This window comes from Modestobacter sp. SYSU DS0875 (assembly GCF_054050915.1).
Genome location: NZ_JBJHAH010000004.1, coordinates 16750 through 29351, shown reverse-complemented (window position 1 = coordinate 29351; position 12602 = coordinate 16750). Strand labels below are relative to the sequence as shown.

General features: G+C 74.5%; 11 protein-coding genes and 1 tRNA gene. 5 read left to right on the top strand and 7 right to left on the bottom strand.

Features of this window, described 5'->3' with window-relative positions; all coding sequences use genetic code 11:
• Positions 1-181: 181 nt before the first annotated feature.
• Both ACI79Y_RS03025 and ACI79Y_RS03020 read right to left on the bottom strand, forming a co-directional pair.
• A complete protein-coding gene (locus tag ACI79Y_RS03025) occupies positions 182-2251 on the bottom strand; it encodes a hypothetical protein (RefSeq protein WP_457157072.1) in 2070 nt (689 codons plus the stop codon).
• Entirely contained in the window at positions 2248-2529 is a 282-nt protein-coding gene (locus tag ACI79Y_RS03020; RefSeq protein ID WP_457157071.1) for a hypothetical protein, read from the bottom strand. The genes ACI79Y_RS03025 and ACI79Y_RS03020 overlap by 4 nt, the downstream gene beginning before the upstream one ends.
• A 164-nt stretch (positions 2530-2693) precedes the next feature.
• On the opposite strand from ACI79Y_RS03020, the gene ACI79Y_RS03015 reads away from it, so the two are divergent.
• Positions 2694-3146 carry a pilus assembly protein TadG-related protein gene (locus tag ACI79Y_RS03015; RefSeq protein WP_457157070.1) on the top strand — a complete coding sequence of 151 codons (453 nt, stop codon included), beginning with the start codon at positions 2694-2696 and terminating at the stop codon, positions 3144-3146.
• 75 nt (positions 3147-3221) lie between these two features.
• Here ACI79Y_RS03015 and ACI79Y_RS03010 read toward each other — a convergent pair.
• Positions 3222-3303: transfer RNA gene (locus tag ACI79Y_RS03010), tRNA-Tyr, on the bottom strand.
• 90 nt (positions 3304-3393) lie between these two features.
• Here ACI79Y_RS03010 and ACI79Y_RS03005 point away from each other — a divergent pair.
• Positions 3394-3885 carry a YajQ family cyclic di-GMP-binding protein gene (locus tag ACI79Y_RS03005; protein ID WP_457157069.1) on the top strand — a complete coding sequence of 164 codons (492 nt, stop codon included), beginning with the start codon at positions 3394-3396 and terminating at the stop codon, positions 3883-3885.
• A 96-nt stretch (positions 3886-3981) separates the two neighbouring features.
• Here the strand turns inward: ACI79Y_RS03005 and htpX are convergent, their stop codons facing one another.
• A complete protein-coding gene (gene htpX / locus ACI79Y_RS03000; RefSeq protein WP_457157068.1) occupies positions 3982-4857 on the bottom strand; it encodes a zinc metalloprotease HtpX in 876 nt (291 codons plus the stop codon).
• A gap of 229 nt (positions 4858-5086) precedes the next feature.
• Here htpX and ACI79Y_RS02995 point away from each other — a divergent pair, with 229 nt between their 5' ends.
• Positions 5087-7018 carry a 2-oxoacid:acceptor oxidoreductase subunit alpha gene (locus ACI79Y_RS02995; RefSeq protein WP_457157067.1) on the top strand — a complete coding sequence of 644 codons (1932 nt, stop codon included), beginning with the start codon at positions 5087-5089 and terminating at the stop codon, positions 7016-7018.
• Positions 7015-8121, top strand: a complete 1107-nt coding sequence (locus ACI79Y_RS02990; protein ID WP_457157066.1) for a 2-oxoacid:ferredoxin oxidoreductase subunit beta — start codon at positions 7015-7017, stop codon at positions 8119-8121. Before ACI79Y_RS02995 ends, ACI79Y_RS02990 begins: the two co-directional genes overlap by 4 nt.
• A 55-nt stretch (positions 8122-8176) precedes the next feature.
• Here the strand turns inward: ACI79Y_RS02990 and ACI79Y_RS02985 are convergent, their stop codons facing one another.
• Positions 8177-9514 carry an aminotransferase-like domain-containing protein gene (locus tag ACI79Y_RS02985; protein WP_457157065.1) on the bottom strand — a complete coding sequence of 446 codons (1338 nt, stop codon included), beginning with the start codon at positions 9512-9514 and terminating at the stop codon, positions 8177-8179.
• A 102-nt stretch (positions 9515-9616) separates the two neighbouring features.
• On the opposite strand from ACI79Y_RS02985, the gene ACI79Y_RS02980 reads away from it, so the two are divergent.
• Positions 9617-10282, top strand: coding sequence for a pyridoxamine 5'-phosphate oxidase family protein (locus ACI79Y_RS02980; RefSeq protein WP_457157064.1), 666 nt, complete (start codon positions 9617-9619; stop codon positions 10280-10282).
• On the opposite strand, the gene ACI79Y_RS02975 is transcribed toward ACI79Y_RS02980, so the two are convergent.
• Positions 10266-11459 (bottom strand): PQQ-dependent sugar dehydrogenase, encoded by a 1194-nt coding sequence (locus ACI79Y_RS02975; protein ID WP_457157063.1) that lies wholly within the window; start codon positions 11457-11459, stop codon positions 10266-10268. The genes ACI79Y_RS02980 and ACI79Y_RS02975 overlap by 17 nt on opposite strands.
• Before the next feature lie 37 nt (positions 11460-11496).
• Entirely contained in the window at positions 11497-12570 is a 1074-nt protein-coding gene (locus ACI79Y_RS02970) for a polyprenyl synthetase family protein (protein WP_457157062.1), read from the bottom strand.
• Positions 12571-12602: the final 32 nt, after the last annotated feature.

Genomic DNA, 12602 nt, shown 5'->3' with positions numbered 1-12602 from the left:
CTCGCTGAGCGGCAGCGGCCCACGCGGGGGCAGAGCGTCGTCCGGCAACACACCGCAGTGATCACATTGCAGAAGGTCACTCGTTCGAGCAAGCCCATCCACCGACGTGTCGGAACGTTCCGAAGTGTCGTGACACAGCGTAACTAATGACCCGAAGTTCGTCATCGATCGAGGGAACGACTCAGCGGCGACGGCGCTCCCCCTCCGACGGAGGCCCGAGGGCGTCGGAGACCAGCCCCTCTACCACGTCGTGGACCAGCGCTCCCGTCGTGCTCCCGGTGTACCGGTCCGGCAGCGTGGGCAGCGTCAGGACCCCCGAGGCGCGGGCGAACGCCGCGCTCCCGGCGTCGACGGCGGTGCGGCCCGCGGGTGTCCCCACCCCGGACGGCCGCACCCCGGCCGCCCCGGTGACGACGACGGCCGCCAGCTGCCCGGCGTCCTCGGCCGTGCGGACCGGTCCGTCGTCGGGCTCGATCCGGATCCGCCCGTCCGACTGCAGCAGCACCCCGCCGGCGTCGACGAGCACGCCGAGTCCGGTGGCGACCCTCGCCCGGCGGACCAGGTCCACCGGTGCGGTGACCAGCCCGTAGACGCCCTCCCGGGAGCGGGTGTCGACGAGGACCTGCGCGAAGCGCAGCGCGTACCGGGCCCGGTGCCCGTACTCCTGCACCGCCACCAGGGCGCCGGCCGTCTCGGCGCGGTGCTCCCCACCGAGTGCCAGCCCGCCGACCAGGCTGCTGGTCACCCGCTGCTCGGCCGCCGACTCGGTGAGCAGCAGCCCGAGCCCGCGGAGGCCGGTCACCTGCGCCGATGTCAGGTCCTCCCCGGTGCCCGCGGCGGCGAGCTCGCGGCCGAGCAGCTCCGGCTGCCCGGCCAGCAGGCTCCCGATCCTGCCGGCCAGCTGGCCCAGCGTCCCGAGGTCGACCGGCTCCCCGGTTCCTCCACCGGCCGGGTCGAGGCCTGCCCCCAGCGCCTGCAACGCGCTGCGGGCGACGTGGTCGGCGTCGGCCGAGTCGGCGGCCAGGTCGACCAGCGCCACGGCGGCCCGGCCGCCGTCGTCCCAGCCCCGGCGCAGCACGACGTCCCAGGCGGACGACGCGTGGAGCATCCGGCCCGCCGCCTCCGGGTCCCCGGCCCGGACCACGGCGGTCAGCGCCGCCGCCACCGGGTCCGGCCGCCCGGCGGCGACCCGGTCCACGGCGCGCTCCCCCTGCGCCGCCTCGCGCTCGAGCAGCCGCCGGCCCCACGCGCCCGCCAGTGCCGGCCCGGCGCCGGGCGCGGCGAGCACGACCCCCATGCCGACGGCGAGCTCGTCGTGCCGCGGATCGCGGTCGTGCACCGGCAGCGCGGTCGCGGCGAGCACCTCGCGCACCCGGGGAGCGGGCTCACCGCCGGCCCCGCCCACGGTGAGCGCGGTGGCCAGCAACCCGGCGAGCGGCACCTCCTCCCCCGTGCCGGCCTGCTGGTGGAGCAGCGCGAGCAGGAAGGTGAGCCCCTCCGCGCCCAGGGCGGTGAGGAATGCCTCGGCCACCGCGGGCACCGCCACGGCATCGGCCCAGCGGACGGTGGCGTCGCGGACGTCGGCAGCGGTGCCCGGGCCGGTGAGCTCGGTCGCCGCAGTGACGCCCATCGTGGTCAGCGCCCCGCGGCCCCACCCCGGCAGGAGCCCGGCCAGGTGCACCGTGACGCCGGTGGCCGACCCGGTGCGCCCGCTGCCGCCCAGTCCCTGGCTCGCAGCAGCCAGCAGCGCGGCGACCTCGGCCGCGTCCCCGTCCAGGTCGGCCAGCAGGCCTGCGTGCTCGGTGCACCGGGCCTCCTCCGCGGCCACGAGGCGGTCCACCAGCGCCTGGGCCTGCGGCTCGGCCGTGCCGTCGCCGCGGTGGGTGGCGGCGAGCAACCGCCCGAACTCGGCGCGGGCCTGCGCGAAGTCCGCGGCCTGGTCCGCACGCAGCCCCTGCAGCCGGGCGAGGGCACCCAGCCACAGGTCGTGGTGCTCGCCCAGCCGGCTCAGCGCCACGGTCAGGCACCGGTGCAGCTCGTCGGCGACGCCGAGTGCGGCTGCCACTTCACCGGCCGCGACGCGCGCATCGGCGCCCTGCCAGCCGGTCAGCACCGTGGCGGGTCCGAGCAGGTGGACGGCCAGGCCGGCCGCGAAGGCAGCGGATCCCAGGTCGTCCAGGGCCGCACCGAGCGCCGTCGCCGATCCCGGGGGGTCGGGGAGGTCCACCGGTCTCGGCAGTCCGACGGTCACCGGGGCGAGCCCTCCCCGCGCACCGGCAGGACCGAGCCGTCCAGCCCGAGCCAGGAGTCGGCCGCGGCGGCCACGGCGCCACCGAGCCAGGTCAGCTCGGCCGCCAGGCACCCGGCCGCCGTGCGGAGCGTCTCGCTGCACGCCGTCACCGCCGGGCCGACGGGGCCACCGACCGCAGCTGCGGGTACCGCCTGCCCCGAGCGGCCGACCTGCCCGGCCGCCGCCTCCAGCACCTGCGCCAGCTCGTACAGCCGGGCAGGGACCACCTCGATCGCCATGCGGGCAGTCTGGGGGGCGGCGGCGCACCCGCCCGGGCGTCGTCCACAGGCCCACCCCGGTCGCCCGGGGTCCGAGGCGCCCGTCGTCCACATCGTCCACAGGTGCCGTCCACAACCGGTGGACGACGGTGCGTGGGCCGGCGCGCGGGCCCTACGCTGCCCCGGTGCCTGCCCGCCCACTCGGTGCCGACCGGGCCCGCCCCGACCCGGAGGCCGGGTCGACGCTGCCCTTCGTCCTGGTGTGCTGGCTGGTCGCGGCACTGATGGTGCTCGGCGCCGTCGCCGCCTCCGACGCCTTCCTCGAGCAGCAGGAGGTGCAGTCGGTGTGCGACGGCGCCGCGCTGGCGGCGGCCAACCAGGCCGATGAGGCAGCCGTCTACCGCCAGGGCGTGGGCACGGAGCTGCCGCTGACCCGCGCGGGAGCCGAGGCGGCGGTCGCCGACCAGCTCGCCGACGCCGGGGTGCGGCTGGACGCGTGGTCGGCGGTCACCGACGGTGCCGAGGTGACGGTGCGCTGCACGCGGGTCGTGGAGATCGCCTTCGGGTGGCTGTTCCTGGCCGGGGAGCCGCTGGAGCGCACCGCGGTGGCCAGCGCCCGGGCCCCCACGGCACCGTGAGGCCCGCACGCTGAGACACGTCCGGGGAGACAGAACGGCCCCCGACCGGTGGTCGGGGGCCGTTCGTACCAGGTGTGGCGGGTGAAGGATTCGAACCTTCGTAGGCTAAGCCGACGGATTTACAGTCCGCTCCCATTGGCCACTCGGGCAACCCGCCGTGGTGGTACGGAGGAGAGAGTACAAGACGAGGGTCGGCCGCCCACCGGGGTACCGGTCGGTGGCCGACCGCGGCAGAGGAGGAACCGAGATGGCCGATGCGTCCTTCGACGTGGTGAGCAAGGTCGACCGGCAGGAGGTCGACAACGCCCTGAACCAGGCCGGCAAGGAGCTCTCCCAGCGGTTCGACTTCCGGGGCGTCAACGCCTCGATCGCCTGGGCCGGCGAGGACGGCGTCACGCTGACCGCCGACACCGAGGAGCGGGTGGCGGCCGCGCTGGAGGTCTTCAAGGAGAAGCTGGTCAAGCGCGGGATCTCGATGAAGGCGCTGGACGCCGGGGAGCCGCAGGCCTCCGGCAAGAGCTACAAGATCTCCGCGACGATCCAGCAGGGCATCGCCTCGGACAAGGCCAAGCAGATCGCGAAGCTCATCCGCGACGAGGGCCCCAAGGGCGTGCAGGCGCAGATCCAGGGCGACCAGCTGCGGGTCAGCGGCAAGAAGCGCGACGACCTCCAGGCGGTGCAGCAGCTGCTGAAGAGCAAGGACCTCGACGTCGCCCTGCAGTTCGACAACTACCGCTGAGCTGACGGCACGGCCCCCTGGTGACGTGATGGAACGGCCCCCGTCCAGAGGCTCGCCGCGAGCTTGCGAGCGGTGAGGGGGACGGGGGTCCTTCCACTACTGGCCGAGCTGGCGGGCCATCTCCTCCAGCCGGGCGATCCGCTGCGGCATCGGCGGGTGGGTGGCGAACATCGAGGCCATCCCCGACCCGCGGAACGGGTTGGCGATCATCAGGTGGCTCTGGGTGACCAGCTGGTCGTCCTGCGGCAGCGGCCGCACGGCCACCCCCCGCTCGAGCTTGCGCAGGGCACTGGCCAACGCCAGCGGGTCCTGCGAGAGCTCGGAGCCGGACGCGTCGGCCTGGTACTCCCGGCTGCGGCTGACCGCCATCTGCACCAGGCCGGCGGCGATCGGACCGAGGAACACCAGCAGCAGGCTCCCCAGCGCGCCCCCGCCGCCCCGGTCGTCGGAGCGGCCACCGAACAGCGAGGCGAACATCGCCATGTGCGCCAGGTAGGTGATGACCGTGGCCATGGCGCCGGCGACCGAGCTGATCAGGATGTCGCGGTTGTAGACGTGCGAGAGCTCGTGGGCGAGCACCCCGCGCAGCTCGCGGCGGTCCAGCAGCTCCAGGATCCCCTGGGTGCAGCAGACCGCGGCGTTGCGTGGGTTGCGACCGGTGGCGAAGGCGTTGGGCTGATCGGTGGGGCTGACGTAGAGCCGGGGCATCGGCTGGCGCGCCTCGGTGGCCAGCTCCCGCACGATGGCGTACAGCTGCGGCGCCTGCGTCTCGGTCACCGGGAAGGCGCGCATCGCCCGCAGCGCGAGCTTGTCGGAGTTGAAGTACGCGTAGCCGTTGACGCCGAGCGCGACCACGAGGGCGATGAACAGCCCGCCCCGGCCGAAGAAGCTGCCGACCAGCAGGATCGCGCCGGCCATCAGGCCGAGCAGGACCGCCGTCTTCAGACCGTTGTTCCACCGTTGCACGACCATCAGAACGGAGGCGGCCCCGCACCCGTTCCCCGGCGACCTGGGGAGCTGCTGTGCGGACAGGCGACCCGCTGTGCGGTCCCTCACGTTCACGCGCGACCGGTCCGGCGCCCGCAACCCGCACGTAACCTGGCGAGCCGGAGGTACCTCACAGATGACTGGCACCACTCCCGGAATCAGCTCGGCCGCGGACGGCGTTGCCCCCGGCATGCACCCCGCCGTGGACCCGACCGTGCCCAGCTCCGCCCCCGGCGGCCTGGTGAAGAGCGTCGTCGAGCTCGACCGCGTCGTCATCCGTCTGGCCGGCGACTCCGGCGACGGCATGCAGCTGACCGGAGGCCGTTTCACCAGCGAGACGGCCTCCTTCGGCAACGACCTGTCGACCCTGCCGAACTTCCCCGCCGAGATCCGGGCGCCAACGGGCACCCTGCCGGGGGTCAGCTCCTTCCAGCTGCACTTCGCCGACCACGACATCATGACCCCCGGGGACGCCCCCGACGTGCTGGTCGTGATGAACCCGGCCGCGCTGAAGGCCAACCTCCCCGACCTCCCGGGCGGCGGGCTGATCATCGCCGACTCCGACGAGTTCACCGCCCGGAACCTGGCCAAGGTCGGCTACGCCGCCAACCCGCTGGAGGACGGCTCGCTGGAGAGCTGGCAGCTGGTGAGCGTGCCGCTGACCAGCCTCACCCTCGAGGCGCTCAAGGACTCCGGTCTCGGCAAGAAGGAGGCCGAGCGGAGCAAGAACATGTTCACGCTCGGTCTGCTCAGCTGGATGTACCACCGCCCCACCGAGGGCACCGTCCGCTTCCTGGAGCGCCAGTTCCGCCGCAAGCCGCAGATCGCCGCGGCGAACATCGCCGCCTTCCGCGCCGGCTACAACTACGGCGACACCACCGAGGCCTTCGCCGTCTCCTACCAGGTGAAGCCGGCCAAGATGGCGCCGGGGAAGTACCGGCACATCTCCGGCAACCAGGCGCTGGCCTACGGGATCATCGCCGCCGGGCACCGCTCGGGCCTGCCGGTGTTCCTGGGCGCCTACCCGATCACCCCGGCCAGCGACATCCTGCACGAGGTGTCCAAGCACAAGTCCTTCGGCGTGCGCACCTTCCAGGCCGAGGACGAGATCGCCGGCATCGGCGCCGCCCTGGGGGCGTCGTTCGGTGGCGCGCTGGGCGTGACGACGACGTCGGGGCCCGGTGTCGCGCTCAAGGCCGAGACGATCGGACTGGCGGTGATGACCGAACTGCCGCTGCTGATCGTCGACGTCCAGCGCGGCGGCCCGTCGACCGGGCTGCCCACCAAGACCGAGCAGTCGGACCTGCTGCAGGCCCTCTACGGCCGCAACGGCGAGGCGCCGGTCCCGGTGATCGCCCCGCGCTCCCCCGGCGACTGCTTCGACGCCACCCTCGAGGCGGTGCGGATCGCGCTGACCTACCGCACCCCGGTGATGCTGCTCTCCGACGGCTACCTGGCCAACGGGGCCGAGCCGTGGTCGATCCCGGACGTCACGGAGCTGCCCGACCTGCGGGTGGACTTCGCCACCGCGCCCAACGGCAGCGCGGAGGACGGCACCGAGGGTGAGTTCCTCCCCTACCTGCGCGACCCGGAGACCCTGGCCCGCGCCTGGGCGGTGCCCGGCACCGCCGGCCTGCAGCACCGGATCGGCGGGCTGGAGAAGGCCGACAAGACCGGCAACATCTCCTACGACCCGGCCAACCACGACTTCATGACCCGCACCCGGCAGGCCAAGATCGACGGCATCGCCGCGTCGATCCCGGCCACCGAGGTCGACGACCCGGACGGGAATGCGCGGGTCGCGGTCATCGGTTGGGGTTCCACGTACGGGCCGATCGGGGCGGCCTGCCGGCAGATCCGCGCGTCGGGCCGGTCGATCGCCCAGGTCCACCTGCGCCACCTCAACCCGCTCCCGGCCGACCTCGGCGAGATCCTCGCCCGGTACGACCGGGTGATCTGCCCGGAGATGAACCTCGGGCAGCTGGCCATGGTGCTGCGGGCGAAGTACCTCATCGACGTCGTCAGCCACACCCAGGTGCGCGGGCTGCCCTTCCGGGCCGCCGAGCTCGCCGGGGTCCTGCAGGACGTCATCGACAGCACCAGCACTCCGGCCGCCGTCGCGGCCGGGAACGGAGCCATCTCGTGACTGCCCTCGATGCCCACGTGCACGACCTGGGGATGCCGGCCCCCGGCCCCATCGCCGACGCGATCAACCGGTCGGTCGAGCTGGCCGGTGAGAAGAACGCCACGCTCAAGGCCAAGGACCTCAAGACCGACCAGGAGGTCCGCTGGTGCCCTGGCTGCGGTGACTACGTCATCCTCAACGCCGTCCAGAGCTTCCTGCCGAGCCTGGGCATCGCCCGCGAGGACATGGTCATCGTGTCCGGCATCGGGTGCTCCTCGCGCTTCCCGTACTACATGAACACCTACGGGATGCACTCGATCCACGGCCGCGCGCCGGCGATCGCGACCGGCCTGGCCGCGTCCCGCCCGGACCTGTCGGTGTGGGTCGTCACCGGCGACGGCGACGCCCTCTCGATCGGTGGCAACCACCTGATCCACGCGCTGCGCCGCAACGTGAACATGACGATCCTGCTGTTCAACAACCGGATCTACGGGCTCACCAAGGGCCAGTACTCGCCCACCAGCGAGATCGGCAAGGTCACCAAGTCCACGCCGATGGGCTCGCTGGACCACCCGTTCAACCCGGTGTCGCTGGCGCTGGGCGCCGACGCCACCTTCGTCGGGCGAGCGATGGACTCCGACCGCAAGGGGCTGACCGAGGTGCTCCGGCAGGCCGCCGAGCACCAGGGCACGTCGCTGGTGGAGATCTACCAGAACTGCAACATCTTCAACGACGGCGCGTTCGAGCTGCTCAAGGACCCGACCACGGGCCCGATGTGGACGATCCCGCTGGTGCACGGCGAGCCGCTGGTGTTCGGCCCGGACGGCGCCTCGTGCGTGGTCCGCGACGACTTCGGCGGCCTGCGGATCGCCGAGACCAACCAGGTCGACCCGTCGGAGATCGTGGCGCACGACGCGCACCGGGAGGACCCGGCCTACGCGTTCGCGCTGTCCCGGCTCTCCAGCCAGGACCTGCGCTACACGCCGATGGGTGTGTTCCGGTCGGTGGCCAAGCCCTCCTACGAGCGGATGATGGCCGACCAGCTCGAGGACGCCGCCGCGCAGCAGCCGGCCGACCTCGACGCGCTGCTGGCCGGCGGCGACAGCTGGACCGTCAGCGCCTGACCCCAGCACTGAACGCCAGTGGCCCAGAACCCCCAGGGTTCTGGGCCACTGGCGTTCACCGGCTCCGGAGCAGCTCGGACAGCACCGGCAGCGCAGCGGTGAGCTCCGCGCGCCCAGGGGCGGCGAACCCGAGCACGAGCCCGGCCGGTCCCTCCCCCACCAGATGCCGGGCGAGCCCGTCCAGCGCGATCCCCCGCGCGGCGGCGGCCGCCACCACCGCGGCCTCGGTCTCCGCATCGGGCAGCGGCACCAGCACGTGGGCCCCGGCCGGGTCGCCCGTGGCGCGCAGGCCGCCGGCGGCGACGGCGGCGAGGACGAGCCCGCGGCGCACGGTCAGCTCACGGCGCAGTCGGCGCAGGTGCCGGGCCAGGTCCCCGGAGGCGGCCAGCCCGGCGAACACCCGTTGACCGGCCCGCGCCGGGCGAGTGCCTGTGGCGGTGCGGCCGGCCACGAGCTCCGTACGCAGCGGCGCAGGCGCCACGAGCCAACCCACCCCGAGCGTGGGGCTGACGATCTTGCTCGTCGTCCCGAGGTGCACGACGACGTCCGGGCCGAGCGCACCGAGCAGCGGCAGCGGGGCGACGTCGTAGCGCAGCTCGCCGTCGTAGTCGTCCTCCAGCACCCACCAGCCCTCCGCCCGGGCGCGGGCGACCAGCCGGCCCCGCCGCGCCGCGGAGAGCCGCCGGCCCAGCGGGTACTGGTGGGCCGGCGTGCAGTAGACGGCGGCGAGCCCCACCGGCACCTCGTCCACGACCAGCCCGTCGTCGTCCACCCGGAGCGGCACCACCGCGACCCCGGCATCCCGCAGCGCGCCGACGACCCGCTGGTAGCCGGGGTCCTCGACGCCGACCCGGCTGCCCGGCGGCAGGGTGCGGGCGATCTCCGCCACCGCTGCGGACGTGCCAGCGGTCGCCAGCACGGAGTTCCCGTCGGTGAGCAGCCCGCGGTGCCGGAGCAGGTGCTCGCCGACGGCGACCCGGAACGCCGGGTCGCCGGCGGGGTCGGGCGCGGCGTCCGGCGGCTGGTCACCGGCCGCTCGCCAGGCCCGCCGCCAGGCGGCGCGATCGAGCACCTCGAGGCAGGGAGTGCCCGGACGCAGGTCCACCATCGGCCGCGGTGCCACCGCCCGCCGGACCGGCGCAGCCACCGGCCGGGGAGCGGGTGCCGAGCCGACGACGAAGGTGCCCGCACCGCGGCGGCCCGCGACCCAGCCCTCGGCGAGCAGCTGCTCGTAGGCGGCCGCCGTGACCGTGCGGCTCACCGCCAGCGCACGGGCCAGCTCGCGGGTCGAGGGCAGTCGGTCGCCCGGGCGGAGCGCGCCCCCCACGGCCCCGGCGCGCAACGCGTCGGCGAGCTGCACCGACAACGGGGTGGGCGCGCTCCGATCGAGCACGACAGGCGGCACCTCGACCACGAGCACCCTCCGAAGTGGACTGCCGGAACAGCGACGGATTGGACCTGGGACGATGCCACAGGCGCGGTCAGGCTGATCGGCGTGGACACCGCACCGCTCTCCCCGACCACCCGCAGCACGGTCCGCCGCAATCCCGTGCGAGCCCGCACCGACCGGGCCGAGCTCTACGCGGTGCTCGACGCCGGGCTCGTCGGCCACCTCGGCGTACAGCTGGGGGACGCCCCGGTGGTGCTCCCCACCGGGTACGGCCGGGACGGCGAGACGCTCTACCTGCACGGATCGACCGGGGCGGCGACGCTCCGGGCCGCCGCGGCCGGGGCGCCGGTCTGCTTCACCGTCACGCTGCTCGACGGTGTCGTCTACGCACGCTCGGTCTTCCACCACTCGATGAACTACCGCTGCGCCGTGGTGCACGGCGTGCTGCGACTGCTCACCGACCCGGACGAGCGCCGGCACGGGCTGACCGTGCTGACCGAGCACCTGGCGCCGGGCTCCTGGAGCACCACCCGACTGCCCGACCGCAGGGAGCTCGCCGCCACGGCCGTACTGGCGCTCCACCTCGGCGAGGCCAGCGTCAAGGCCCGCAGCGGCCCGCCCGGGGACGACGAGCGGGACCTGGGTACGCCGGTCTGGGGTGGCGTGCTCCCCGTGCACACGGTCTTCGGCGACCCCGTGCCCGACCCCCTGCTGCCGGCCGGGACGCCGGTGCCGGCCCGGGTGTCCGGGCGGGTTAGCGCCGGGGGGTGACCCGCAGGACGACGTCCTCGCCACCACCGTTGTCGGTGGTGACGTAGAGGGCGCCGTCGGTGCCCTGTTCCACCGTGCGGATCCGTCCGTAGGTGCCGTCCAGCTCCGGCAGCCGGAACTGCTCGACGAGGGCACCGGCGTCGTCAAGGCGGAGCGCGAGGACGTGTTCCCCGCGCAGCGCTCCGAGCAGGAGGAGCCCGTCGTAGTCGGCCCACTGGTCACCGTCGAGGAAGGTGCCGTCGCTCGGCGCGATGGGCGGGGCCCCGGAGCTCCAGACCGCCGGGACGACGTCCCCGAGCTCCGGGTCGGTCATCGGGACGCTCTCGTCGTACTCCCCCTGCCCCACGGGGTCCCAGCCGTAGTTGCCGCCGGGCTGCAGCAGGTTGACCTCGTCGTCCCGGTCGGGCCCGTGCTCGACCGAGAAGACCTGGTCGGAGTCCGGGCGCACGGCCAGGCCCTGCACGTTCCGGTGCCCGTACGTCCAGATCCGGTCCGCCGCGCCGTCCGTGCCGACGAACGGGTTGTCGGGCAGCGCCTCCCCGGTGGCCGGGTCGACCCGGAGCACCTTCCCGGCCAGCGACCCGAGGTCTTGCGGGTTGGTGCCGACCGCGTTGTCCCCCGTGCCGACGAGCAGGGCGCCGTCGGGGGCGAAGACCAGACGACACCCGCCGTGTCGGCCGCTGTCCTCGTTGACCGGGATGCCACCGACCAGCGGGTCGTCGACCCGGGAGGCACCGGACCAGTCGTCGGTGACGGTCCAGGCGACGACCTCGATCGACGCGGCCCCGCCACCCTGCACGCCCTGGCAGGTGTAGAAGCGCCGGTTGTCGGTGAACGCCGGGTCCAGGGCCAGACCCATCAGGCCGGTCTCGCCGGCGACGAACAGGTCACCGAGGTCGGCGTCCACCTCCTGCACCCGCCCGTCGGGCCGGACGGCGGCGAACCCGCCGGCCCGCTCGTCGAGCAGCAGGGTGCCGTCGGGCGCCCGGACGACGTCCCACGGGTGGTCCAGCCCGTCGGCGATGACCTCGACGTCCAGGGCCGGCGCACCGGACGGCGGGCTGGTGACGGCCTCGTCGGGGCCGGTTCCCTCCCCAGCACCACCGGACGAGCTGCCACAGCCGGCCAGCAGCAGGACGGCGGTGAGGGCGGTGGACGACCGGGAGAGGCTGTTCATCACCTCCAGCATCCCCGGGCCGGACCGGTCGTGCAGATCAGCTGGTGCGGGTCACCACGTAGGTGCACAGCGCGGACAGCGCCTCGCGCACCTCGCCGTCGGGCACGCCGGCCAGCCGGGCGCGGGCCCGGTCGGCGTACTCCTCGGTGACGGCGGTGGCGCGGGCCAGCGACGCCGAACCGCGGAGCAGGGCCAGCGCCTCGGCGTGCGCCGCGTCGTCGACGATCGGGCCGGCGACCAGCTCGCGCAGCCGGGCCTCGGCCGGGTCGTCGCCGGCGAGGGCGAAGAGCACCGGCAGGGTGGCGACGCCCTCGCGCAGGTCGGTGCCGGGCGACTTCCCGGACGCGCCGTCGGTGCTGACGATGTCCAGCAGGTCGTCGGAGAGCTGGAAGGCGACGCCGACCTCCTCGCCGAACGCGGTGAGCGCGCCGACCAGCTCGGCGTCGGCCCCGGCGAAGGAGGCGCCGAAGCGCGCGGAGGTCGCGACCAGCGAGCCGGTCTTGTCGGCCAGCACCGCCAGGTAGTGGGCGACCGGGTCCTGGCCCGGCTGCGCACCGACGGTCTCGCGCAGCTGGCCGGTGACCAGGCGCTCGAAGGTCTGCGCCTGCACGCGGACGGCCTCGGGGCCGAGGTCGGCGAGGAGGTCGGAGGCGCGGGCGAAGAGGAGGTCGCCGGTGAGGATGGCGACGCTGTTGCCCCAGCGGCTGTTGGCGCTGGGAGCGCCGCGGCGCACGGAGGCCTCGTCCATCACGTCGTCGTGGTACAGCGTGGCCAGGTGGGTCAGCTCGCAGACGACGGCGGCCTCGACCACCCCCGGCGCCTCCGGGTCGCCGAGCTGGGCGGCCAGCAGCGCGAGCATCGGCCGGAACCGCTTGCCCCCGGCGGCCATCAGGTGGCCGGCGGCCTCGTTGACGAAGGCGTTCTCGCTGGCCACCGCGGTGGCCAGCGCGTCCTCCACCCGGACCAGCCCGGCGGCCAGCGCGGCGCCGAGCTCGCCCTCGGGCAGCCAGGGGCCGATCGTCGAGGCGGGGCTGGCGGGCCGGTGCCGGGCGGTCTCCCCCCGGGTGTCGTGCCCCTCGCCCCGCGGGCTGGTGGTGCCGGCTCCGGTCATCAACAGCCGAAGATAGCTGCCGCCGGCTGGGT

Bases quoted from the DNA above. Each gene is read 5' to 3' on its own strand.
- ACI79Y_RS03020 (WP_457157071.1), bottom strand. From the start codon at position 2,529: ATGGCGATCGAGGTGGTCCCTGCCCGGCTGTACGAGCTGGCGCAGGTG.
- ACI79Y_RS03005 (WP_457157069.1), top strand. From the start codon at position 3,394: ATGGCCGATGCGTCCTTCGACGTGGTGAGCAAGGTCGACCGGCAGGAG.
- htpX (WP_457157068.1), bottom strand. From the start codon at position 4,857: ATGGTCGTGCAACGGTGGAACAACGGTCTGAAGACGGCGGTCCTGCTC.
- ACI79Y_RS02975 (WP_457157063.1), bottom strand. From the start codon at position 11,459: ATGAACAGCCTCTCCCGGTCGTCCACCGCCCTCACCGCCGTCCTGCTG.
- ACI79Y_RS02970 (WP_457157062.1), bottom strand. From the start codon at position 12,570: ATGACCGGAGCCGGCACCACCAGCCCGCGGGGCGAGGGGCACGACACC.